Source organism: Brevundimonas subvibrioides (genome assembly GCF_027271155.1).
GTDB lineage: Bacteria > Pseudomonadota > Alphaproteobacteria > Caulobacterales > Caulobacteraceae > Brevundimonas > Brevundimonas subvibrioides_D.
On record NZ_CP114542.1, the window covers coordinates 918,463 to 939,232 of the forward strand.

At 68.1% G+C, this 20,770-nt stretch carries 26 protein-coding genes; 15 read left to right on the forward strand and 11 right to left on the reverse strand.

The window, feature by feature from the left end:
* Nucleotides 1-30 precede the first annotated feature (30 nt).
* From O3139_RS04550 to O3139_RS04560, 3 genes are read right to left on the reverse strand one after another with little or no spacing between them, the layout of a single operon-like run.
* Nucleotides 31-486, reverse strand: coding sequence for a YkgB family protein (locus O3139_RS04550; RefSeq protein ID WP_269515782.1), 456 nt, complete (start codon nucleotides 484-486; stop codon nucleotides 31-33).
* A gap of 59 nt (nucleotides 487-545) precedes the next feature.
* Entirely contained in the window at nucleotides 546-995 is a 450-nt protein-coding gene (locus O3139_RS04555) for a DMT family transporter (protein ID WP_269515783.1), read from the reverse strand.
* A gap of 10 nt (nucleotides 996-1,005) precedes the next feature.
* The gene (locus O3139_RS04560) at nucleotides 1,006-1,476 is read right to left on the reverse strand and encodes an NUDIX domain-containing protein (protein WP_269515784.1); all 471 of its coding nucleotides are present in this window, start codon (nucleotides 1,474-1,476) and stop codon (nucleotides 1,006-1,008) included.
* A gap of 124 nt (nucleotides 1,477-1,600) precedes the next feature.
* On the opposite strand from O3139_RS04560, the gene O3139_RS04565 reads away from it, so the two are divergent.
* The 7 genes from O3139_RS04565 to O3139_RS04595 all read left to right on the forward strand — a co-directional run bounded on the left by O3139_RS04565 (nucleotide 1,601) and on the right by O3139_RS04595 (nucleotide 5,656).
* Entirely contained in the window at nucleotides 1,601-2,386 is a 786-nt protein-coding gene (locus O3139_RS04565) for a hypothetical protein (protein ID WP_269515786.1), read from the forward strand.
* Between the two features lie 9 nt (nucleotides 2,387-2,395).
* Nucleotides 2,396-2,527, forward strand: coding sequence for a hypothetical protein (locus O3139_RS04570; protein WP_269515787.1), 132 nt, complete (start codon nucleotides 2,396-2,398; stop codon nucleotides 2,525-2,527).
* On the forward strand, nucleotides 2,520-3,290 hold the full coding sequence (locus O3139_RS04575) for an SDR family oxidoreductase (RefSeq protein WP_269515788.1): 771 nt from the start codon (nucleotides 2,520-2,522) through the stop codon (nucleotides 3,288-3,290). Before O3139_RS04570 ends, O3139_RS04575 begins: the two co-directional genes overlap by 8 nt.
* Nucleotides 3,291-3,294: 4 nt before the next feature.
* On the forward strand, nucleotides 3,295-3,678 hold the full coding sequence (gene folB, locus O3139_RS04580; protein WP_269515789.1) for a dihydroneopterin aldolase: 384 nt from the start codon (nucleotides 3,295-3,297) through the stop codon (nucleotides 3,676-3,678).
* A 41-nt stretch (nucleotides 3,679-3,719) separates the two neighbouring features.
* Nucleotides 3,720-4,244: a 6-pyruvoyl trahydropterin synthase family protein gene (locus O3139_RS04585; protein WP_269515790.1), complete on the forward strand. Its 525-nt coding sequence runs from the start codon at nucleotides 3,720-3,722 to the stop codon at nucleotides 4,242-4,244.
* A 109-nt stretch (nucleotides 4,245-4,353) separates the two neighbouring features.
* Entirely contained in the window at nucleotides 4,354-5,118 is a 765-nt protein-coding gene (locus tag O3139_RS04590; protein WP_269515791.1) for a DUF4870 family protein, read from the forward strand.
* A 145-nt stretch (nucleotides 5,119-5,263) separates the two neighbouring features.
* Nucleotides 5,264-5,656: a hypothetical protein gene (locus O3139_RS04595; RefSeq protein ID WP_269515792.1), complete on the forward strand. Its 393-nt coding sequence runs from the start codon at nucleotides 5,264-5,266 to the stop codon at nucleotides 5,654-5,656.
* Between the two features lie 69 nt (nucleotides 5,657-5,725).
* On the opposite strand, the gene O3139_RS04600 is transcribed toward O3139_RS04595, so the two are convergent.
* The 3 genes from O3139_RS04600 to O3139_RS04610 form a co-directional block, all read right to left on the reverse strand.
* Nucleotides 5,726-6,043, reverse strand: coding sequence for a hypothetical protein (locus tag O3139_RS04600; RefSeq protein ID WP_269515793.1), 318 nt, complete (start codon nucleotides 6,041-6,043; stop codon nucleotides 5,726-5,728).
* Nucleotides 6,044-6,159: 116 nt separating this feature from the next.
* Nucleotides 6,160-8,013, reverse strand: coding sequence for a monovalent cation:proton antiporter-2 (CPA2) family protein (locus tag O3139_RS04605; RefSeq protein ID WP_269515794.1), 1,854 nt, complete (start codon nucleotides 8,011-8,013; stop codon nucleotides 6,160-6,162).
* A 223-nt stretch (nucleotides 8,014-8,236) separates the two neighbouring features.
* The gene (locus O3139_RS04610; protein ID WP_269515795.1) at nucleotides 8,237-9,070 is read right to left on the reverse strand and encodes an alpha/beta hydrolase; all 834 of its coding nucleotides are present in this window, start codon (nucleotides 9,068-9,070) and stop codon (nucleotides 8,237-8,239) included.
* Between the two features lie 46 nt (nucleotides 9,071-9,116).
* On the opposite strand from O3139_RS04610, the gene O3139_RS04615 reads away from it, so the two are divergent.
* From O3139_RS04615 to O3139_RS04635, 5 genes are all read left to right on the forward strand, one after another.
* Nucleotides 9,117-9,374, forward strand: a complete 258-nt coding sequence (locus O3139_RS04615) for an Lrp/AsnC family transcriptional regulator (protein ID WP_269515796.1) — start codon at nucleotides 9,117-9,119, stop codon at nucleotides 9,372-9,374.
* A 107-nt stretch (nucleotides 9,375-9,481) separates the two neighbouring features.
* Nucleotides 9,482-10,660 (forward strand): acyl-CoA dehydrogenase family protein, encoded by a 1,179-nt coding sequence (locus O3139_RS04620; RefSeq protein ID WP_269515797.1) that lies wholly within the window; start codon nucleotides 9,482-9,484, stop codon nucleotides 10,658-10,660.
* Between the two features lie 309 nt (nucleotides 10,661-10,969).
* On the forward strand, nucleotides 10,970-12,091 hold the full coding sequence (locus O3139_RS04625) for an acyl-CoA dehydrogenase family protein (RefSeq protein WP_269515798.1): 1,122 nt from the start codon (nucleotides 10,970-10,972) through the stop codon (nucleotides 12,089-12,091).
* A 193-nt stretch (nucleotides 12,092-12,284) separates the two neighbouring features.
* The gene (gene hmgA / locus O3139_RS04630) at nucleotides 12,285-13,586 is read left to right on the forward strand and encodes a homogentisate 1,2-dioxygenase (RefSeq protein ID WP_269515799.1); all 1,302 of its coding nucleotides are present in this window, start codon (nucleotides 12,285-12,287) and stop codon (nucleotides 13,584-13,586) included.
* Between the two features lie 2 nt (nucleotides 13,587-13,588).
* Nucleotides 13,589-13,942: a hypothetical protein gene (locus O3139_RS04635; protein ID WP_269515800.1), complete on the forward strand. Its 354-nt coding sequence runs from the start codon at nucleotides 13,589-13,591 to the stop codon at nucleotides 13,940-13,942.
* A gap of 7 nt (nucleotides 13,943-13,949) precedes the next feature.
* On the opposite strand, the gene O3139_RS04640 is transcribed toward O3139_RS04635, so the two are convergent.
* From O3139_RS04640 to O3139_RS04655, 4 genes are all read right to left on the reverse strand, one after another.
* On the reverse strand, nucleotides 13,950-14,918 hold the full coding sequence (locus tag O3139_RS04640; protein WP_269515801.1) for a cation diffusion facilitator family transporter: 969 nt from the start codon (nucleotides 14,916-14,918) through the stop codon (nucleotides 13,950-13,952).
* Between the two features lie 152 nt (nucleotides 14,919-15,070).
* Nucleotides 15,071-15,730, reverse strand: coding sequence for a hypothetical protein (locus O3139_RS04645; RefSeq protein WP_269515802.1), 660 nt, complete (start codon nucleotides 15,728-15,730; stop codon nucleotides 15,071-15,073).
* An 18-nt stretch (nucleotides 15,731-15,748) separates the two neighbouring features.
* The gene (locus O3139_RS04650) at nucleotides 15,749-17,347 is read right to left on the reverse strand and encodes a hypothetical protein (protein ID WP_269515803.1); all 1,599 of its coding nucleotides are present in this window, start codon (nucleotides 17,345-17,347) and stop codon (nucleotides 15,749-15,751) included.
* A 73-nt stretch (nucleotides 17,348-17,420) separates the two neighbouring features.
* Nucleotides 17,421-18,746: an SAM-dependent methyltransferase gene (locus O3139_RS04655; protein ID WP_269515804.1), complete on the reverse strand. Its 1,326-nt coding sequence runs from the start codon at nucleotides 18,744-18,746 to the stop codon at nucleotides 17,421-17,423.
* Between the two features lie 202 nt (nucleotides 18,747-18,948).
* Here O3139_RS04655 and rplU point away from each other — a divergent pair, with 202 nt between their 5' ends.
* The 3 genes from rplU (at nucleotide 18,949) to O3139_RS04670 (ending at nucleotide 20,528) form a co-directional block, all read left to right on the forward strand.
* Nucleotides 18,949-19,464, forward strand: a complete 516-nt coding sequence (rplU, locus tag O3139_RS04660) for a 50S ribosomal protein L21 (protein WP_269515805.1) — start codon at nucleotides 18,949-18,951, stop codon at nucleotides 19,462-19,464.
* Nucleotides 19,465-19,527: 63 nt separating this feature from the next.
* Nucleotides 19,528-19,827 (forward strand): 50S ribosomal protein L27, encoded by a 300-nt coding sequence (rpmA, locus tag O3139_RS04665; protein WP_269515806.1) that lies wholly within the window; start codon nucleotides 19,528-19,530, stop codon nucleotides 19,825-19,827.
* 167 nt (nucleotides 19,828-19,994) lie between these two features.
* Nucleotides 19,995-20,528, forward strand: a complete 534-nt coding sequence (locus tag O3139_RS04670; RefSeq protein ID WP_269515807.1) for a GNAT family N-acetyltransferase — start codon at nucleotides 19,995-19,997, stop codon at nucleotides 20,526-20,528.
* Here the strand turns inward: O3139_RS04670 and O3139_RS04675 are convergent.
* Nucleotides 20,525-20,722 carry a hypothetical protein gene (locus O3139_RS04675; RefSeq protein WP_269515808.1) on the reverse strand — a complete coding sequence of 66 codons (198 nt, stop codon included), beginning with the start codon at nucleotides 20,720-20,722 and terminating at the stop codon, nucleotides 20,525-20,527. The two genes, O3139_RS04670 and O3139_RS04675, sit on opposite strands and share 4 nt — an antisense overlap.
* Between the last annotated feature and the right edge of the window lie 48 nt (nucleotides 20,723-20,770).

The following is a 20,770-nucleotide window of genomic DNA, read 5'->3' on the forward strand; positions in this document are numbered from 1 at the left end:
GACGGGCGATAGCATCCCCGCGCACATTCGTCAGGTCGTCGCCTGTGTCAGTCTTTGTCGCGCATCGAGCGCCAGAAACACGCAGATGGCCAGCAGGCCAATGTCCTTGGCCAGGAACTGACCCGTCCCACCAAGCGCCGGAAAGATATAGCCCGGCTCGACGATGCCCGGGGCGGTGAAGAAGAAGCTCAGCGTCACCAGAAAGGTCGAGGTACCCATTAGCCCGCCGACCAGTCCGGCCAGTGGAAACCGGCCGCCGAGCGCGATCAGCAGCCCGGCCGAGACCTCCAGCACCCCGATCACGTTCGACGCGCTCTGGACGCCCAGCAGAGGATACATCCAGCCGAACAGCCAGTAGTGTTCCGCAATGCCCTGCACGCCCTCGGCCTCATAGGGCAGGAACTTCATGTAGCCGAAGACCAGGAAGATCAGCACGACCCCAAGACGGAGGCCGGCGCGGGCGTCGATGGAAATGGGCTTGGTCATCTGGGCGGCTCCGGACAGGTCAGCCCCGGTTCGCCTCCACCCGCGAAACGGTTACAGCCTCAGCCACGGCGGACCAGCAGGACGCCGGCGATGACCAGGGCGACCCCGGCCACCCGGGTCAGGCTGATCGGGCTCTGCGGTACGCCCAGGGCGCCGAAATGGTCCAGCACAAGACTCAGCAGCAACTGGCCCGCCACCATCAGGGTGATGGTCATGGCAACCCCCAGCCGGGGCACGGCCCAGGCCGCCGCCACGACGAAGATCGCGCCATACAATCCGCCGAACCAGGCATAGGTGGGCAGGGCCTTTGTCGCGACCATGTCCGGCCGCGTGTGCAGGATGGCCGCGATGATCCCCAGCGCGGCCGTCCCGACCGCGAACGAGATGAAGGCCGCATTGACCGGGCTGGCCACGGCGCTGGCCAGCCGCGCATTGGTCGGGGCCTGCAGTGCCGTCGCACCGCCGGCCAGAACGACGGCCAGCATGGCCAGATAGGGGGCGAAGTTCATGGCCGGGCCTCTACCAGTTCGGATCGACCGGCGCGTCCCCGAAGATTTCGGCCAGGCGCGCGACCGTGGATCTGTGCGCGTCGGGCGGCAGGTCCATCGGATCGAACCAGCCGGTCTCGGCGATCTCTCCGTGATGGGTCCGTTCGCCCGGCGTGAATTCATCGAACCGATAAACCGCGACATGGTCGCCGCGAAAGAACCGTTCGTTGGAGTGCAGCGACAGCAGCCGCCCCGGTGCCGTGGCCCTCAGGCCGGTCTCCTCGAACAGCTCGCGCGCGGCGGCGTCCAGACAGGTCTCGCCCCGGTCGACCCCGCCACCGGGCAACCACCAGCCATGCAGGTAGGTGTGCCTGACCAGCATGACCCGGCCCCGGTCATCGACGGCCACGGCCCTGACGCCGAGAGTCATGCCCCGCGTCGCGCGCGAGACGGCGAAGAACAGCGGGCGGGTGAACGGCTCGATTCGGGTGCGCCAGGGCATGGGCCTTACCCTGTCAGACTCTGCCACGAGGGCCAAAGGCATCCGCATGGCGCGGCCGAAAATTCCGTCGTGACAAAGCCGCGTTCGGGGACCAAGCCTTGCCGCCGAGGCTGGAGTACTGCCCTTGACCCATGACACCCGCGAAATCCTGTCCAAGGTGCCTGCGATCACTGCCGGCTTCTGGCTCATCAAGATTCTGGCCACGACGCTGGGCGAGACGGGCGGCGACACGGTCAGCATGACCATGGGGCTGGGCTATCTGACCGGTACGGCGATCTTCGCGACCCTCCTTGTGGGGCTGGTTGCGGCCCAGATCATGGCGAGGCGGTTTCACGCATTCCTGTACTGGGCGACGATCATCGCCTCGACCACAGCAGGCACCACCCTGGCGGACTTCGCCACCCGGTCGATGGGCATCGGCTATACCGGCGGCTCGGCAGTGCTGCTGGCGGCGGTGCTGGCCTCGCTGCTGGCCTGGCGGCTGACGCTGGGGTCGATCGCATCCGATACCGTCAGCACCCCCCGGGCCGAGGTCTTCTACTGGGTCACCATCACCCTGTCACAGACCCTCGGCACGGCGCTGGGCGACTGGACGGCCGATACCGGCGGGCTGGGCTATCTGGGCGCAGCGGTGGTGTTCGGCGGCCTGCTGGTCGTCGTGGCCGGGCTGGCGCTGTGGACGCGGGTCAACCGGGTCCTGCTGTTCTGGGCGGCCTTCATCCTGACCCGGCCGCTGGGTGCGGTCGTCGGCGACTTCCTTGACAAGCCGCTGGACCACGGGGGCCTGGCCTTTAGCCGCCCCATCGCCTCTGCCGTGCTGGCGGTGGTGATCCTGGCGCTGATCCTGCTGTTGCCCCAGCGCGCGGGTCGGCATCCGGGCGAGGGCGACGGAACGCCGCAAGCCGCGTGATCGTTCGGCTTGAACAGGCGGTCCGCCCGCTGTATCGCACGGCCTGAACAGGAGAGTTCCATGATCGCCCTCGGCATCATCATCGGTTTCGTCGTCGTCCTCGCTGCTGTGAACATCTTCGAGTTCGGCCGGGTTGACTGACACGCCCAGGGCGGCGCTACCGGGCGCGGCGCTGGTCACCGGCGGCGCGCGCCGCATCGGTCGTGCCATCGTCCTGGCCCTGGCACGTCGTGGCCATGACGTGGCCATCCATCACCGCGAATCGACAGACGCCGCCGAAGCGGTCGCTTCGGAGGTGCGTGCGCTGGGCCGTCGCGCCGCCGTCATCTCCGCCGACCTGACGGACGAAGCCGCGGTTCGCGCCCTGGTCCCCGCTGCCACCGCTGCGCTGGGCCCGTTGTCGGTGCTGGTGAACAATGCCTCCGTGTTCGAGGACGACCGGGTCGGCGCCTTGTCGCGCGAGATCTGGGACCGGCATATCGAGACCAACCTGCGCGCCCCCGTGGTGCTGGCGGAGGCCTTCGCGGCCCAGGCCCCGGACGGATCGGCCATCGTCAACCTGCTGGACCAGCGGGTGCTGAAGCCCGATCCGCGCTTCGTCTCCTATGCAATCTCCCGAAACGGGCTGTGGTGGGCGACGCGCACCCTGGCCCAGGCGCTGGCCCCGCGCATCCGCGTGAACGGCGTCGGCCCGGGCCCCACCCTGAAGTCCATCCACCAGTCGGACGCGGACTTTCAGGCCGAAGCCGCCGCCGTGCCTCTGGGCCACGGGGCCGCTCCGGACGAGATCGCCGAGGCCGTCCTCTATCTGGTTCAGGCCCGGTCCGTGACGGGCCAGATGATCGCCGTCGACGGCGGCCAGCACCTGGCGTGGCAGACGCCCGATATCCTGCCGGAGTCCTGAAGCCGTGTCCCAGTCCCCCGAGTCCCCGTCCGCGCCCCGCCGCCAGGGCCTGACCATCTTCGTCGAGGGTCTGAAGGTCGAGGCCGGAATCGGCGTCTACGACCATGAACACGGCCGGCTGCAGACCCTGCTGATCGATGTGCGGCTGGAGCTGGGCCCAGTCGAGATCCACGGCCTGGCCGACACCGTCAACTACGAGACCGTCGCCAATGCCTGTCGTCGCATCGTCGCCGAGGGCCATGTCGGGCTGGTAGAGACCTTCGCCGAGCGGCTGGCGCTGGATTGCCTGACCGATGCGCGCGTGCGGGCCGTCACCGTCCGCGTCGACAAGCCGGGTGCCCTCGAGGCCGCCGCCGGGGCCGGGTGCGAGCTCAGCTACAGCCGCTAACCTTGCGTTTCCGGCCCTTTGGCACGACATAGCGGCCTCCCATGCCCCAGGTTCGCTTCACCCGCCGGTTTTCCATGGCCCATCGCCTGCTGGCGGATGCGGGGTCGCGATGCGCCGTGCCGCACGGGCACAACGAATTCGTCACCGTCACCCTGGCGACCGATGCCGCCATCGACTTCGGCGGCTCCAACTATGTCGCCTCGTTCGAGACGCTGAAGACGCGCTGGCACGGCTTCATCGACGGGGCGGTGGACCACGCCTTCCAGATCGGGTCGGCCGATCCGCTGCTGGACTGGTTCCGCACGCACGAGCCGCACCGGCTGGGTCAGCTGATGGTGTTCGAGGGTGACCCGACGACCGAGGCTTTCGCCATCGCCCTGCGCCGCAAGCTGGACGCCATCCTGGCCGACGACGGCTCTCCCTATCGCTGTGTGGAGCTGGCGCTGGAGGAGACGCCCACCAACACCATCGTTGTGGGCGAGCAGCTGAGCGCGGCCGAACGCGCCTGGGCGGCGGGCAGCTGGATGGACCGCCCCGACATGAGCATCAACGACCTTCAGGGCTGACCCGGAAAAGCGCCTGCGGTTTTCCGACAAGGTCAGCGCCCGACCGCCATGCCTTGCCTAGGGGCGGGCGGACCGCCATTGTCGCCGCACCTGAGTTTCGAGGATTCCGATGGCCGAACCCGGCGATCCAGACGCGCCCATGCCGACCGATCCGGCCGTCGATCATGACGATCTGATCGGCTTTTCCTCGGCTGCAGCCCTGCAGGGTCGTTCGCGCGTCGTGCCCGAGCCCGAGCCCGAGCCTGAGCCTGAGCCTGAGCCTGAGCCTGCCCCGTCTGTCGATCCGGAGGAGGACGCGGCCTCGGGGCGGGAAGCCGATCCGGTCACCGCCATCGCACCGGCACCGCCGCCCGTCGAACGCGTCCCGCCTGTGCCGGATTCCCGGCCCGCTCCGCGCTTCGAGGCCCCGCCCCGACGTGAGCCGGCACCGACGTTTACGCCCGCACCGCAGCCCGCTCCGGTGCCCGGCTGGGCGGTCGAATCGCCGCGCGTCTTCGGGTCGGCCCGCGTGGACCGCCGCACCGTCGTCCCGCCGAAGGACGTTACGGGCAGCACGGGTCTGTACACCGTCTATGCCCTGATCCTCTTTTCCGTGCCGACACTGGGCGTTTCGGCCCTGATCGCCCTGCTGGCCGTCACCGGTCGGCCCGGTCCGGGCGGCGCGGTGGCCGACAGCCATTTCGTGTTCCAGCAGCGCACCCTGTGGACGGGCGCTGTCGCAGCCCTTCTGGGGGCCATACTCATCGCAGTGGGTCTGGGCGTCTTCGTCCTGTTCATCGTTGCGGTCTGGTTGATCCTTCGCGGGGCCAGCGGCGTTCTGGCCCTGAAGGCCGGACGGCCGGTCCGCAATCCGCGCGGCTGGTTCCTCGCCTAGGGCATGATCGTTTGAGGTGGACCCACGGAGTGGGTCCAGCCGAAAGCGTGAATCATGCCCTCGCTCATATCCGGAGCCTGATTCACGGCATCGGCGGAATCGCGAAGCGATTCCACCTCAGCCGATCAGGCTATAGGAGCCCTGAATGTCGGACGCACCCCAGCCTCGCCTCACCCCCGGCCATGAGGCCGAGGGCAAGCCCGCCGCCCTGATCGCCTGGGGCCTTTATATCCTGTCGATCCCCAGTGCGAACGTGCTGGTCCTGGTCGGGCTGGTCGTCGCCTATGCGGCGCGCGGCACGGCCACCGGTCTGGCGCGCCAGCATATCGAGGCCCAGATTGCGCTGTTCTGGTCGGTCTTCTGGTGGACCATCGCCACCTGGGTCCTGATCGGCCTCAGCGCGGTTGCCTCGATCGTGCTGATCGGCATCCCGTTCCTGCTGCTGTTCCTGGCCCTGTGGTTCCTTCTGAGCGTCTGGTTCACGGTCAAGAGCGTGCTGGGCCTTCTGTCGCTGCTCGACGATCGGCCGCCGGCCTGAGGCGGAACGACCGCCTCCGGCCAGGCAGACCGGCGAAGCGAAGGCGCGAGCGCCTGTCCTGCGATCCGGTCAGATCGCCCGCGACACGATCGCCTTGATGCTTCCGGCCCTCGACGGCAGGTCCTCGGCCAGGCGGGTCGCGATCTCGCGCGCGCCGACCGGATAGGCGTCGCCGCCCTTCGAGATCTCCTCCGCCACGGTCGCGGCCTCGAGCAGCAGCCGCTCCAGCGCCTCCACCTGTTCGACGGCCAGGGCGCGCGCCTCGGCCTGAAGCCGCTTCACGCGCTCCGCCGTGGTCATCGGCGCGCGCATCAGATCGTAGATTTCCGCCTCGGCCGACACCAGGCGCAGGTCGGGCTTCCCGGGGGTTTTCGTGGTCTTGGGCATCGTCAGTCTCCTGACCCGAAAACGGGCCCGGGACGCCGGGGTTTCACGGTTCCGTCGCCCGGCAGCGCTTCCGGATCAGGCTGTGCCGAAACCGCCACAGGTCAGGGGACCGGCGCTCAGGCCTGCTCCTGCTGTCGCTCCATCTCCTCGGCCGTCATCATCCCGGCCGCCTCCTCGTTCAGGGCGCGACCCTCGCGACGCGGCTTCACATAGGGGGCCGGTTCGGGCGTCGTCGCATTGCCGCGTGTCAGATCCCGACCCGCCTGCAGCCCGCCCGCGACCTGCAGCGTCAGCCGCTCGTAGTCCCGGCGGCGAGCGTCCTCGACGGCTTCGCGCGCATCCTCGTCGGAGAATCCCAGGTCCATCAGCACATGCTCGCTGAAGGCCAGGGCGCTCTCGAAGGTCTCGCGGATATGATACTCCACGCCCGCCTTGATCAGCCGGATCGAGTGTCCCCGGTCATAGGCGCGCACGAACAGCTTGGTCAGGGGGAATTCGGACTGGACCAGTTCGACGATCCGGTCCGCCGTCTCGGCCTTGTCGACGCAGACCAGGATGCTTTCGGCATCGGCCGCGCCCGATGACCTCAGCACGTCCAGCCGCGACCCGTCGCCGTAATAGACCTTGAAGCCGAAATTGCCGGCGGCCTTGATCATGTCCACGTCGATGTCGACGATCGACACGTCCACGTCGCGCGCCAGCAGCGGCTGACAGACGACCTGGGCGAAACGGCCGAAGCCGATCACCAGCACCCGCTCCTGCAGGTTCCGGGCCTCCTCGACGCCTTCCAGAGATACCTTTTCGCGGGACTTCAGCCGGTCGGCGACCAGCATCCGCACCGGTGTCAGCGCCATTGACAGGATCACCACCGCCGAGGCGATGGCCCCGGTGCGCGCATCGAACAGTCCGGCGGCAAGGGCTGCGGCATACAGGACGAAGGCGAACTCGCCGCCCTCGCCCATCAGGGCCGCACGCTTCAGCGCCTCCGGGTGACCGGCCTTCATGAACCGGGCGACCGAATAGACGCCGATCATCTTGGCCCCCATGAAGGCCGCGACCCCGCCCAGCACCAGCGGCCAGTCCCGCGCGACCACGCTGAGGTCCAGCGACATGCCCACACTGAGGAAGAACAGGCCCAGCAGGATGCCGCGGAAGGGCTCGACATCCGCCTCCAGCTGGTTGCGGAAAGTCGATTCCGACAGCAGCACGCCCGCCAGAAACGCCCCCATGGCCATCGACAGCCCGCCCAGATCCATGGCCCAGGCCGCGCCCAGAACGACCAGCAGCGCGCCGGCCGTCATCACCTCGCGCCCCCCGTAACGGGCCAGCAGCCGGAACGCCGGGTTCAGCGCCCAGCGCCCGATCACATAGACTGCCGCCACCGCCGCGATGGCGAACCCGACGGTCATCCAGATCGGCTGGGGATTCTCGATGGTGGTGCCGAACTGGCCGGCCAGGATCGCCACGATGGCCAGCAGCGGCACGATGGCCAGGTCCTCGAACAACAGGATGGAGACCACGCGCTGCCCGTCGTTCTCGTTGTTCTCGTTCCGCTCTTCCAGCAGCTGCATGACAATGGCCGTGGACGACAGGGCGAACCCCGAGCCGATGATCAGCCCGGCATACCAGGGCAGGCCGAAGGCGATGGCCGCGCCGGTCAGCAGGCTGGCGCACACCACCACCTGAAGCGCGCCCAGACCGAAGATCTCCTTGCGCAGGCTCCACAGCCGCGCGGGCCGCATCTCCAGCCCGATGATGAACAGGAACATCACGACGCCCAGTTCGGCGACGTGCAGCACCGATTCCGTGTCCTGGATCATGCCGATGCCGAACGGGCCGATGACCAGTCCGGCCGCCAGATAGCCGAGCACGGCCCCCAGGCCGAACCGCTTGAACAGCGGCACGGCGAACACCGTCACGGCCAGCAGCGCCACCGCATGGCCCAGCCCCATTCCCGTCGGTTCCGCCATGACGTCTGCCTCTGCTGCGAACCGCTATAGTGGCGTCACAGCGTCGCGATTGCGAGGGTGATGACGCCAACGTCTCCCTCCCCCTCGGGGGAGGGTGGTCGTAGCGAAGCGGAGACCGGGTGGGGCGGAGGAGGCGATACGGACACGGATGGTCGCCGTGTTGCCTTGCCGCCCCCACCCGGTCGCTTCGCGACCTGCCCTCCCCCGAGGGGGAGGGAGACGACTACCGCGCCAAATCGGCGATCCGCTTCACCAGCGGACTGTCCGGGTCGGTCAGGGGCTCCAGCACGGTGAAGTGGTTCAGGCCGGGCAGGGCCTCGAACCGGGTCTCCACGCCCTTGGCGCCCCAGTGATCGGCCATGTCGCGCGACTGGCGGATGAACTCGGACGTCTCGTCCCCGCCGACGACGCAGTCCAGCACCGTGCCGCCGGGCGTCGATCCGTCCGGCGCGGGCCAGTGGATCGGCGACAGCGCCGCCGCGTCGCGCGCATCCAGCCTCAGCGCCGCATTGATCGAGGTCGGGATCAGCGGGGCCAGGTCGAACACGCCCGAGATCGCGACCGCCGCCGAGGCGCGTCCCTGGCTGAGCAGGCAGGCCGCCAGATGCCCTCCGGCCGAATGTCCGAACACCACCGGGCGACGTCCCGACCGCGCGCGCAGCTGATCGGCCACGGTCTCCATCTGCCGCACGATCGCGCCCAGCCGCACGGTCGGACACAGGTCATAGGACGGAATGGCCAGGCTGATTCCGTGAGCCAGCAGGGCCGGGGCGATCCCGCTGAACCAGTCCTTGTCCAGCGCCTGCCAGTAGCCGCCATGGATGAAGACGACGATGGGGGCGTCCGGCCCGGCCTCGAACAGGTCCATGACCTGGCGCTCGCCAGAGCCATAGGCGATCGGGGTCGGGGGGTGGGCCGCACGGACCTCCGCCGCCGACGCCTTCCAGCGGCTCATCAGCACGGGGTGGTCCGGCACCGCCGCACGATTGTTGTATTCGGCCTCCAGCCATTCGGGAGAGGGCCGGGCGGCCGGGGACATGGGGGGCTTATCGGTCACGCCTGCATCCGCTACGACACCCGCGAACAGCCGGGAGCTTGCCGCCATGATGACCGCCATCTTCGTCTTCATCAAATGCGAGCTGGGCCACGCCAACGACGTCGCCGCCGACATGGTCGACAATGTCGAGAACGTCTCGGAGGTCTATTCGACCTCCGGCCAGTACGACCTGCTGGCCAAGTTCCAGCTGCCAAAGGAGATGGACATCGGCACCTTCGTCACGAAGTCGGTCCAGACGCGGCCGCACATCCGCGACACCTTCACCGTCATCACCTTCTCGCCCTTCCTGCCGACGGCGCGCTGACACTCTCCCTCCCCCTCGGGGGAGGGACAACGCTGACGCTACGTCACCCGATTTTCTTTGCTAACCTGACCGTCTGAGACGCACCCGAAGACGTCAGGGAGACGACCATGGCCGATCTGGACACCTTCCGCAGCGAAACGCGCGCCTGGCTGGAGGCGAACTGCCCCGCCGAATGCCGCGGCCCGCTCGACAATGACGAGGACCGCGTCTGGGGCGGTCGCAATGCGACCTTCAAGACCCCGGCGCACAAGGCCTGGATGGAGGCCATGGGCGAGCGCGGCTGGACCGCGCCGGAATGGCCGACCGAATATGGCGGCGGGGGCCTGTCGCGCGAGGAGGCCAAGGTGCTGGCCTCGGAGATGCGCCGCATCGACGCCCAGTCGCCGCTGTCGTCCTTCGGCATCTGGATGCTGGGCCCGGCGCTGCTGCAGTTCGGCACCGAGGAACAGAAGAAGCGCTTCCTGCCCGAGATCGTGCGCGGCGAGATCCGCTGGTGCCAGGGCTATTCGGAGCCCGGCGCGGGCTCCGACCTCGCGGGCCTGCAGACCCGGGCCGAGGATCGCGGCGACCACTGGATCGTCAATGGCCAGAAAGTCTGGACCTCCTATGCCGACAAGGCCGACTGGATCTTCTGCCTCGTCCGCACCGACCCGGACGCGCCCAAGCACCTGGGCATCAGCTTCGTCCTGTTCGACATGGCGACGCCCGGCGTGTCGACCAGGCCGATCACTCTGATCAGCGGCAAGTCCCCCTTCTGCGAGACCTTCTTCGACGACGTGCGGGTGGAAAAGGAAAACCTGGTCGGGACCCTGAACCGGGGCTGGGACGTGGCCAAGGCGCTCTTGGCCCACGAACGCACCATGATCGGCGGCATGGGCGACATGGGCCGCCCCATGGGTCACGTCGCCGTCGATTCTATCGGGCTGGACGAGGCGGGCCGGCTGGACGAGCCGATGCTGCGCACGAAGATCGCCGAACTGGACATCGACGTCGCCGCCTTCCGCCTGTCGATGGAGCGGGTCGGCGATCAGGTGAAGGCCAGACAGGTCTCGCCCGCCATCGCCTCGATGCTGAAATACTATGGCTCGGAGCTCAACAAGCGCCGCCACGAACTGGCCATGGCGGCCGGGGGCTCTGATGCGCTGGAATGGGAGAGCGACCGGTCGCGGAAGGGCACGGCGGCGCGGGACTGGCTGCGCACCAAGGCCAACTCCATCGAGGGCGGGACCAGCGAAGTGCAGCTGAACATCATCGCAAAGCATCTGCTTCAGCTGCCGGGGGCTTGACGGTGGAGACACGGCCCCAACGCCCCATTTTGATCGGTGCAGCGCTGGTCGGCTTGGGTGCGAGCTTCTTCCTCAGCTGGATTCTGCTGACCCCTCTCGGTTTCGGTGCGGACTGGGAGGGTATCGCTCCAACCTGGACGGCCAAACTGGTCTTCCTGGCACCGCCGATCGCTTTAGTAACGGGGGGTGTCGTTTGGCTGGTGACACGATCCTCACTGCGGGCGAGCGCGATCTTCTTGAGCGCTCCAGTCTATCAGGCCGCCAACATCGCCTTCGCCACTTTTGTTCTGCGCTAGGATTTCAAGAACCATGCCCCTGATCCTGACCGAAGAGCAGACCATGCTGAAGGAGGCCACCGATGGCTTCCTGTCCGAGAACGCGCCCATCGCCCACCTGCGGCAGCTGCGGGACTCGAGGGACGCGGACGGCGTCTCGCGCGACCTGTGGAAGGCGTTCGGAGAGATGGGCTTCGCCGGCGTCATCATCCCGGAGGACCACGGCGGCTCCGGGCTCGGCGCGGTCGAGGCGGGGATCGTAGCCGAGGGGCTGGGCCGGACCCTGACGCCGTCGCCCTTCTTCGGGTCGTCGATCCTGGCCGCCCGCATCCTGATCGATGCGGCATCGGCCGATCAGCAGGCCGCCTGGCTGCCGAGGATCGCGGCGGGCGAGGCCATTCTGTCGCTGGCGCTGGACGAAGGCCCCAAGCACCAGCCGTCCCGCATCGCCACCACCGCCGAGCGCAGCGGCAACGGCTTCAAACTGAACGGGGCCAAGGGCTTCGTGCTGGACGGCCATATCGCCGACGCCCTGATCGTGGCGGCCAGGACCGGGGCGGGCACGACCCTGTTCCTCGTCGATCCCAGGACGGCGGGCGTGGAGATCGAGCGCACCGTCATGGTCGACGCCCACAACGCCGCCCGGATCGTCCTGACCGACGTCCAGGTCGACGCCGACGCCGTGATCGGTGAGGTCGATGGCGGGGACAAGGCGCTCGAGGGTGCCCTGAACCTCGGCCGCGCCTGCGCCGCCGCCTGCCTGACCGGCGCCGGGGATCAGGCCTTCCTCTCGACCGTCGAATACCTGCGCGGACGCAAGCAGTTCGGCAAGGCGATCGGCGAGTTCCAGGCCCTTCAGCACCGCGCTGCCCATCTGTTCACCGAGCTGGAACTGGCCAAGGCGGCCGTGCTGGGGGCCCTGCAGCGGATCGACGCCGGGGCCGACAAGGCCGACCTCGCTGTCTCGGTCGCCAAGGCCAAGGCCGGCAAGGTCGCCGAACTGGCCGTCCAGGAAGCCGTCCAGATGCACGGCGGCGTCGGCATGACCGATGAATACGACGTCGGCCTCTATATGAAGCGGGTCCGTGTACTGAACGAACTGCTCGGCGACGCCGGGTTCCACGCCGAAAAACTGGCGAGGGCGGGAGGGTACTGATCCCGCTTCCTTCTCCCCTTGCGGGAGAAGGTGGCCGAGCGGAGCGAGGTCGGATGAGGGGTGACTGTGGATTCACCGGTGAGCCGCCTGGCCCGCCCATCTCGTCCGCATCCTCGTACCCCTCATCCGCTCCTCCGGGGCACCTTCTCCCGCAAGGGGAGAAGGGCTAAGTCCCGGTTCAGGGAGACCTTGCATGACGCTGAACAGCGCGACCTACCTGACCGGCTTCGGCAATCATTTCGCGACCGAGGCGGTCCCCGGTGCCCTGCCGGTCGGCCGCAACTCGCCGCAGAAGACGCCGATGGGCCTGTATGCGGAGCAGCTCAGCGGCACCGCCTTCACGGCGCCGAGGGCCGAGAACCGCCGCAGCTGGCTCTATCGCCTTCGCCCCTCGGCCCAGCATCCGGCCTATCGGCCCTTCGATCGGGGCCTGATCCGCTCCGGCCCCTTCCACGACGCCCCGCCCAGCCCCAACCGCATGCGCTGGGACCCCCTGCCGATCCCGACCGCCCCCACCGACTGGGTGGAGGGCCTCGTCACCTATGGCGGCAACGGCGACGCGGAGGCCCAGACCGGCGTGGGCATTCACCTCTATGCTGCCAACCGCTCGATGGTGGACCGGGTCTTCTATTGTGCCGACGGCGAGCTGCTGATCGTCCCGCAGGAGGGATCCCAGACCTTCGTCACCGAGTTCGGCCGCATCGATGCGGACCCCGGCCACATCGTCGTCATCCCGCGCGGCGTCCGCTTCCGCGTCGAGGTGAGCGGGCCGGTGCGCGGCTATGTCTGCGAGACCTATGGCGCGCCCTTCCGCCTGCCGGATCTCGGCCCCATCGGTTCCAACGGCCTGGCCAATCCGCGCGATTTCGAGACGCCCGTCGCCGCCTTCGAGGATGTCGATCGCCCGACCGAATGCATCCAGAAGTTCGCCGGGCGTCTGTGGACCACGACCTTCGCCCACAGCCCGCTGGACGTCGTCGCCTGGCACGGCAACAACGCGCCGTATCGCTGGGACACCGCCCGGTTCAACACCATCAACACGGTCAGCTTCGACCACCCGGATCCGTCGATCTTCACCGTCCTGACCAGCCCCTCGGATACGCCCGGCACCGCCAACTGCGATTTCGTGATCTTCCCGCCGCGCTGGATGGTGGCCGAGGACACCTTCCGCCCGCCGTGGTTCCACCGGAACGTCATGAGCGAGTTCATGGGCCTGGTGACCGGGGCCTATGACGCCAAGGAGGGCGGCTTCGCCCCCGGCGGCGCCTCGCTGCACAACGCCATGAGCGGCCACGGCCCCGATCAGGCCAGCTATGACAAGGCGGTCGCCGCCGAGCTCAGGCCGCACAGGCTGGAAAACACCCTGGCCTTCATGTTCGAGACACGGCTTCCGATCCGCACCACGGAATGGGCGCAAACGACCCCGACGATGCAGCTCGACTACGACGACGTCTGGACCGGGTTCGCGAAGGGCGACGTCTCGCACAAGGGATAACCATGCGCCTCCTGATCGCCGCCCTCGCCCTGTTGGCCTCCGCCTGTTCGCCAATGGCGGCCCCGACCCCGGAGACGGCCACGCCGACCCGGACGGCGGAACAGGCCTGCGCGGCCCGGGGCGGCGCCCTGATGCGGGTGGGCCGGTTGCAGACCGAGCAGTGCATCATTCCCTTCGCGGACGGCGGCAAGGTCTGTCGCGACGGCGATGACTGCCGGGGCAATTGCTACACGGAGACAGCAGGCAACCAGCCTCCCGGCCCGGTGACCGGGCGCTGTGCCGTCAACGACCTGCCGTTCGGCTGCCGCACGCCGGTCGAGGACGGGCAGGCCGGCCCGACCCTCTGCGTGGACTGATGGCCGTCTAGCAGTCCGGGCAGTCCGGCATCACGTCGGTTTCCAGCTGCAGGGTCGTGTGGCCGATGCCGAAGCGGCTGCGCGCCAGGGTCTGGGCTTCCAGCAGCAGGGCCCGCGGATCACCCCGGTCGTGGACCAGATGCGCCGTCAGCGCCGTCCGGGTCGTCGACATCCCCCAGATGTGCAGGTCGTGCACAGCCGTGACGCCCGGCAGCCCGGCCAGGGCCGACCGGACCGCGGCCACATCCACCGAGGCGGGGGCCGCGTCCATCGCCAGGCCGACAGAATCCTTCAGCAGGCCCCAGGTGCCCCACAGGATCACCGCCACGATGACGATGGATACCAGCGGATCCAGGATCGACCATCCGGTCATCATGATGACCCCGCCTGCGATCACCACCCCGATCGACACCGCCGCGTCCGACAGCATGTGCAGATAGGCCCCGCGCGCATTCAGGTCCGAATGCTGGTCCCGCATGAACAGCAGCGCCGTGGCCAGGTTGATGACGAAACCGATGCCTGCCACGATCATGACGACGCCCGACTGGACCGGCGCGGGCTCTGACAGTCGCTGCACCGCCTCGAAGGCGATGGCCCCGCAGGCGAAGATCAGCAGCAGGGCATTGGCCAGCGCCGCCAGGATGGTCGCCTTGCCGAAGCCATAGGTCAGCTGGCTGCCCGCCGCGCGCCTCGCCAGCACCGCCGCCCCGCCTGCCATGGCCAGACCCAGCACGTCCGACAGATTGTGCCCCGCGTCCGCCAGCAGCGCCGTCGAGCCGCTGAACAGCCCGGCCCCGAACTCGCACGCCACAAAGGCCAGATTGATGATCAGCCCGACGCCATAGCGCCAGTCGCCCGTGTCGACCGGACCGTGCGCATGTCCATGTCCGCCGTGGGCGTGCCCCGCGTGCCCATGGGTGTGACCACTGTGGTCGTGGTCGTGGTCGTGGTGAGGGTGCGCGTGGTCGTGAGCCATGGGGGATGGGTAGGCCGGGGAGTGGCGAGTGGCTAGTGGCGAGTGGCGAGGGATCGCCGCACGGTCAATTCTCTCCATACCGGATACCCTGGGGCCGTGGACAACGCGCGCGGTTCAAGCTGAACCACTCGTCACTCGTCACTCGCCACTGCCTAGTGCCGATGCATCACGACAAGAAGTCCGATCGCGATCAGGGCGACACCCAGGATGGCCCCCTCATATCGCGCCCACCGCTCCAGCCTCAGCACCGAAGCGCCCGCGCGGGCCAGGGTCGTGAAGGTCGCCATGCCCAGGATCGTCCCGACGGCGAAGACGATCGTCAGCAGCGCCAGCGCCATCGTGCCCTCCTGGGCCGAGGACATGTAGATCGGCAACAGGACCTCCCCCGGCGACAGGGCCATGACCGCCACCAGCCCCCAGAAGGCGGCCGAATGCGACACCGCGGGTTCGGCCAGATCCAGCAGCGGCCCGCCCGCCGTCGCCGGCCTGCGGACCATCGATTTGATCAGATAGAAGCCGCCGAAGCCGAACAGCAGCACCGCCGACAGATGCGGCAGCAACCCGGCGACCACCTCGTCCAGCGCCATGCCGGCCGCGACGATCAGACTGCCGACCACGGCCGTCGTGGCGATATGGGCCAGCCCCGCCGCCGTGACCGCCAGAAGGCTCCGCGTCAGGCTCCATCGCTGGGCCCGGCCGACCAGCACGAATGGCAGCCAGTGCGTCGGCAGGGCCGCGTGCAGAAAGGCCGCCGCGAACCCGCCGCCCAGAAGCGACCACAGGACCGGCTGTTCAAGGGCGGACGGGGACATCGTCCGCCCTATAGCGTGTTACTTTGTAACGGTCGAGCGCGATTCGTCCTTGATCGCCAGCGGAGGGGCGTCGACGATGGTCCAAACCTCGGGTTCGACCAGAGGCTGGTTGCAGCTCGCTTCCAGGACGCGGCCGTCGCGCGTGCCGTAGCGGATCGGCAGGTTGTCGGCGCAGCGAGCCTGGATGGCTTCGAACATGGGACGGCTGGCGCGGTGCGGGTCATGGCCCTCGACCGTGTCTATGATCGGCTCGCCAGACAGGACGCCGCAGTTGGCCCCGTCCAGCGTCAACTCGCCTGGAGTGTCGTAGAAGCCGTAAGACCCGCCCGGGCAGTTGATCCGGGCGACGTGCATCAGGGCGGCACCGCGCAGGTCCTGATCGCCCGGGTGGTTCTCGATCGTGACATCCAGATCGGCGAGGCGGGCCTTGATCGTGGCCCAGCGGGTAGCGCTGGGTCCGTCGAGCAGAACGGCAACAGCGCTGCCGGTGCCGGTCAGAGCGCGGAATTCGCTGACGCCATAGCCTGTCGGAGACGTACGAGCGGCTGCCAGCATTGTTTTCCACAGCATGAAGACATCGCCGGATCCGGCTTTCCGGGCCTCGAGGTCTACCAGCCACTGGATCAGGACACCGCAATCATAGGGGCCGTTGCCGGACTGGAGACGAACGGGGTCCAGGTCGTCCGCGCCCAGGAGGCGGTGACACCCATTGAGACGGCGTGCGATGCTCGATCTCGCCGATGCCTCGTCCATCGCGCCCGTCGAGACCGCGCCGACGACAGCGGCGTATTCGGCACCACCCTCGTGCAACCACGGGGCGTCTTCCGCGTCCGGCGTCTCCACGCTGTGACTGTTCCACAGGTGGAAGGTCTCATGCCAGACGAACGGGTCGACGGCTTCGATCGCGTCGCGCCATGCATTGCCCTGGAAACGCACCGAGATCACGCCTGTTTCGGTGACGTCGCCGCGGAAGCTCGCCGGGCCGGGGCTGTCGACACTGCCGATCAGTACCGGGCGGAACGGCAGGCCCGCATTCAGGCGAGCCGCGTAGAAGGCCATGGAGTCAAAGAAGCTGTGCCTTAGTGCTTCGCTCAGTTCGGGGGCGATGTTCGTCCCGGTGACGACGTCACCACGTGGGTCGATCGCAATATCGGTCGATGGTCCGACATAGGCATAGCCGTCGATCAGATGGGCGTCCGGCAGGCTGGTCTCGCCCATGGTCAGGGCGAACGACAGTTCGGTGCGGATGCCCTCCAGCATAAAGCCGGGGCCGAAGACGACGCGGCCTTCGCCCGCGAGGCTCAAGCCCATGTAGACGCGATCGACCTCGGCCGCATCAGGGCGGAGGTGCAGCTCGAACGCGTCGAACGGCCTTTCACTGCTGATCACGTCGTCGTCCAGCGTCAGGCCGGGCGTGGTGACGGCCCAGAGCGTACGGATCGTGTCGTGGTCGGAAAAGGCGACGCGGGTGACCGGCTCGGGCAGGGTGTAGCGGACGGTGACGCCAGCGGCGTCCCGCGATGCGACGGCCTGGGCTGTCTGGATATCCTGAGCAGCGGTCGAACGGCCGATGCTCGCGAAAGCGAGTGCGACGACTAGGACGAGTAGCTTCGGCATGGAGCGGTCCCGGCGAGCGAAACTATGCCTGACAATGCCCGACACTCGGGAGTCAGGTCCAGTGTGGCCTGCGTCACCGATACAAACTGGCCCGGTCCAGTGGCAGGCCACTGGGTCCGGGACGGCGTTTCTGGGCGACGGTCTGGTAGACCAGGACCGAGCCGCGCTCGAAGCCCTTCTTGAACAGGGCGAAATAGATCAGCCACAGCCGGGTGCGGGCCTCGCCGACCAGGGCATAGGCCTCCTCGCGCCGGGCATACAGCCGGTCTTCCCAATGCTTCAGCGTCAGCTCGAAATGCTCGCGCATGTCCTCGACATCCAGGGTCTCGAATCCGAGACGGCCCAGGTTGGTCACCGTCATGCCGATGGTGTCCAGCTCGCCGCCCGGAAAGATGAAGCGGGTGATGACCTTGGTGGTGTCGGTCGGCCTGATCGGATCCTGGCCGCCGCGCCGCACCGACGCCTGGTGGAAATACAGGCCGCCGGGCTTCAGCAGCCGCTTCATCTCCAGGAAGTGGCGTTCGTGGTTGGCGAAGCCGACGTGCTCGAACATCTCGACCTGGCTGATGGCGTCGTACTCGCCCTCGACGTTGCGATAGTCCTTCAGCTCCAGGGTGATTCTGTCCGACAGCCCCTCCCGCTCGACCTTGGCCCGGCCGAAATCCAGTTGCGCCTGCGACAGGGTCACGCCGTGAACGGTGACCCCGTAATGCTTCGCGGCCCAGCAGGACAGACCGGCCCAGCCGCAGCCGACATCCAGAAGGCGTTGCCCGGGCTGGAGCCGCAGCTTCCTGCAGATGCGGTGCAGCTTCTCTTCCTGCGCCGCCTCAAGCGTCGCGTCGTGGCGGGTGAAATAGGCGCTGGAATAGACCATCTCCGGGTCCAGGAAGAGCGCATAGAAGTCGTTGCCGACGTCATAGTGGAATTGGATGAAGTCCTGGTCGCTGCGTCCGGCCTTCTCGGCCCCGATGCCGTCGTTGCCGGTCGTGTCCCAGGCCGGAAGCTGCGTCGCCTCCGCGTCCGATCCTCCCAGCAGGAAGGGCAGGGCCTCCTTCGCCATCAGGACCTTGTCGAGCCGTGAGGCCAGATGGATGGCGCGACCGTGGTCCCAGCGGTCGGCGGCATCCAGCGGACTGCCCCCCTCGACCCGCAGGTCGCCGGTGCCGAACATCTCGAACAGCGTCATCAGGCCGGGCTTCAGCAGCAGGCGACGCACCGCCGACGGGCGCGCAACCACGATCTGGATGTCGTCGCGGGCTTTCGGTCCCAGCGGCAGGACCTCGCCGGTCCACAGCCGCAGCGACAGGTCGGCCTGAAGATGTTCGGCCACATGGGCGACGATCCGGCGGGCGGCGGTCACGCGGCGGTCGGTCGCGCCGCCGGCTTCAGTCTGGGTCATCGAGGGCCTCTGTCTGGAAGGTCGTCCCGTCTTTGCACAGCCGGTTGGGACAGGGCTAGATCAGCGTCGCAAATCAGCACCCGGCGGCATTTCCGGTGCGTTTCGCGTTGACTCGCAGGGCACCATCCGTATATGTCGCCGCTCTTCGCCCGCGGGGTCTCCCGGCGGGCGCATTCTTTTTTGCGTTAGCCAAGGCTTCAAGATGTACGCGGTGATCAAGACCGGCGGCAAGCAGTACCGGGTCCAACCGGGCGACACGATCGTCGTTGAAAAGCTCGACGGCGCGGCCGGCGATGTCCTCAGCCTGGGCTCGGTCCTGATGCTGGGCGGCGACAAGGGCGTGACCCTGGGCGCTCCCCTGATCGAGGGCGCGACCGTCGCCGCCACCCTGATCGAGACCCGCAAGGGTGAGAAGGTCAAGATCTTCAAGAAGACCCGCCGTCAGGGCTATCGCCGTACCAATGGCCACCGCCAGATGGAATCGGTCCTGCGCATCACCGGCATCGACGGTGCCGGCGAGACCGCAAAGTGGGACGGCAAGGTCGATCTGATGACCAAGGCCGAGATCAACCTGCGTGCCCGTGGCCTGGCGCCCCGTGTGGAAGCCGCCACTCCGGTGGAAGCCGAAGCGCCCGCCGCCGCCGCCAAGCCTGCGAAGGCTCCGGCGAAGAAGGCCGCGCCCAAGACCGAAACCGCCGCTTCGACCGACGAAGCCTAAGCAGGACTCGCGCTCAGCCAGGCCGAACGGCCGCTGGCGCAACAAGGAAGCAGGAGCGCCCAGATGGCTCACAAGAAATCCGGTGGTTCGTCGCGTAACGGTCGCGACTCTCACTCCAAGCGCCTCGGCGTGAAGAAATACGGCAGCGAGAACGTGCTGGCCGGCAACATCCTGGTGCGTCAGCGCGGCACGACCTTCCACCCCGGCGACAACGTCGGCATGGGCCGTGACCACACCCTGTTCGCTCTCGAGCACGGCGCGGTGAAATTCACCAAGAAAGCCAACGGCCGCTGTTACGTGTCGATCCTTCCGGCGAACGACGACGCCTCCCTTGCCCAGAATGGGGCGATCGCCGCCGAGTAGCGCGAAACCGGATTTCGGATCGCGCTGCTTCCTCGAAAAAGCAGCCGATCCGGACCAGGGAAATATTTCCGCGGGGAGTCTGGATCACCAGGCTCCCCGTTTGCGTTCCCCGCCTCGAAGTCCGCCCGAGCCCTCAAAGGAGGTGGACCGAAGACAAGGCTGGAAACATGTGCGTCATCGAAACCTCTCCGGTCATCGAGACCCGGCGCCTGCTGCTGCGCGCGCCTGCGCCCCGGGACGTGTCGGCCATTGCGCAATTGGCCAATGACGAGGCCATCACCCGCAACACATTGCGGATGCCCTATCCCTATGGCCATCGGGAAGCCGAGGCGTTCGTGACCGATGTCGCGGCCCAGAACCCGGCCAAGGCCAACACCTTCCTGATCGAGCACGAGGATCTGGGACCCGTCGGGGTCATCGGACTGTTCGAGGACGCCGACCTGGCCCCCGAGATCGGCTACTGGATCGGTCGGCCCTTCTGGGGCCGGGGCTTTGCCACAGAGGCCCTGGAAGGCGCCCTGGTCTGGGCCGGCAAGCGCTGGCGCAGGCGGGCCCTGATGTCCGGCCATTTCGCCGACAACCCGGCCTCGGGTCGCGTTCTGGAAAAGGCGGGCTTCCTCTACACCGGCGAGGTCCGGCGTCAGTTCAGCAAGGCGCGGGGCGCGCCGGTCGACACCCGCCGGATGGTCTGGCTGGCCTAACCGCCGGCCAGGCCCGGTCCGAAGGCCAGGACGGCGGCGACCACGCCGCCAACCAGGGCGGCGGCCGCTCCGGCCACGAAAGCGAAGGCCGTGCGGGTCTGGCGGCGACGCATGCCGCCCGTCCGCACGCTGCGGATGATGACGAAGGGCGATCGGTTGAACGCTTCCGAACCGACGATGTTGTGCTGGGACATGAACGCGCTCCCTGAACTGAGACCGGCCCGGGACGGGCCTGGCACAGG

What these genes read in the sequence shown, in the direction of transcription:
- O3139_RS04550 (WP_269515782.1), bottom strand. Translation starts at nt 486, where the DNA reads ATGACCAAGCCCATTTCCATCGACGCCCGCGCCGGCCTCCGTCTTGGG.
- O3139_RS04555 (WP_269515783.1), bottom strand. Translation starts at nt 995, where the DNA reads ATGAACTTCGCCCCCTATCTGGCCATGCTGGCCGTCGTTCTGGCCGGC.
- O3139_RS04560 (WP_269515784.1), bottom strand. Translation starts at nt 1,476, where the DNA reads ATGCCCTGGCGCACCCGAATCGAGCCGTTCACCCGCCCGCTGTTCTTC.
- O3139_RS04585 (WP_269515790.1), top strand. Translation starts at nt 3,720, where the DNA reads ATGCCCCAGGTTCGCTTCACCCGCCGGTTTTCCATGGCCCATCGCCTG.
- O3139_RS04590 (WP_269515791.1), top strand. Translation starts at nt 4,354, where the DNA reads ATGGCCGAACCCGGCGATCCAGACGCGCCCATGCCGACCGATCCGGCC.
- O3139_RS04595 (WP_269515792.1), top strand. Translation starts at nt 5,264, where the DNA reads ATGTCGGACGCACCCCAGCCTCGCCTCACCCCCGGCCATGAGGCCGAG.
- O3139_RS04600 (WP_269515793.1), bottom strand. Translation starts at nt 6,043, where the DNA reads ATGCCCAAGACCACGAAAACCCCCGGGAAGCCCGACCTGCGCCTGGTG.
- O3139_RS04605 (WP_269515794.1), bottom strand. Translation starts at nt 8,013, where the DNA reads ATGGCGGAACCGACGGGAATGGGGCTGGGCCATGCGGTGGCGCTGCTG.
- O3139_RS04615 (WP_269515796.1), top strand. Translation starts at nt 9,117, where the DNA reads ATGATGACCGCCATCTTCGTCTTCATCAAATGCGAGCTGGGCCACGCC.
- O3139_RS04620 (WP_269515797.1), top strand. Translation starts at nt 9,482, where the DNA reads ATGGCCGATCTGGACACCTTCCGCAGCGAAACGCGCGCCTGGCTGGAG.
- O3139_RS04625 (WP_269515798.1), top strand. Translation starts at nt 10,970, where the DNA reads ATGCCCCTGATCCTGACCGAAGAGCAGACCATGCTGAAGGAGGCCACC.
- hmgA (WP_269515799.1), top strand. Translation starts at nt 12,285, where the DNA reads ATGACGCTGAACAGCGCGACCTACCTGACCGGCTTCGGCAATCATTTC.
- O3139_RS04635 (WP_269515800.1), top strand. Translation starts at nt 13,589, where the DNA reads ATGCGCCTCCTGATCGCCGCCCTCGCCCTGTTGGCCTCCGCCTGTTCG.
- O3139_RS04640 (WP_269515801.1), bottom strand. Translation starts at nt 14,918, where the DNA reads ATGGCTCACGACCACGCGCACCCTCACCACGACCACGACCACGACCAC.
- O3139_RS04645 (WP_269515802.1), bottom strand. Translation starts at nt 15,730, where the DNA reads ATGTCCCCGTCCGCCCTTGAACAGCCGGTCCTGTGGTCGCTTCTGGGC.
- O3139_RS04650 (WP_269515803.1), bottom strand. Translation starts at nt 17,347, where the DNA reads ATGCCGAAGCTACTCGTCCTAGTCGTCGCACTCGCTTTCGCGAGCATC.
- O3139_RS04655 (WP_269515804.1), bottom strand. Translation starts at nt 18,746, where the DNA reads ATGACCCAGACTGAAGCCGGCGGCGCGACCGACCGCCGCGTGACCGCC.
- rplU (WP_269515805.1), top strand. Translation starts at nt 18,949, where the DNA reads ATGTACGCGGTGATCAAGACCGGCGGCAAGCAGTACCGGGTCCAACCG.
- rpmA (WP_269515806.1), top strand. Translation starts at nt 19,528, where the DNA reads ATGGCTCACAAGAAATCCGGTGGTTCGTCGCGTAACGGTCGCGACTCT.
- O3139_RS04670 (WP_269515807.1), top strand. Translation starts at nt 19,995, where the DNA reads ATGTGCGTCATCGAAACCTCTCCGGTCATCGAGACCCGGCGCCTGCTG.
- O3139_RS04675 (WP_269515808.1), bottom strand. Translation starts at nt 20,722, where the DNA reads ATGTCCCAGCACAACATCGTCGGTTCGGAAGCGTTCAACCGATCGCCC.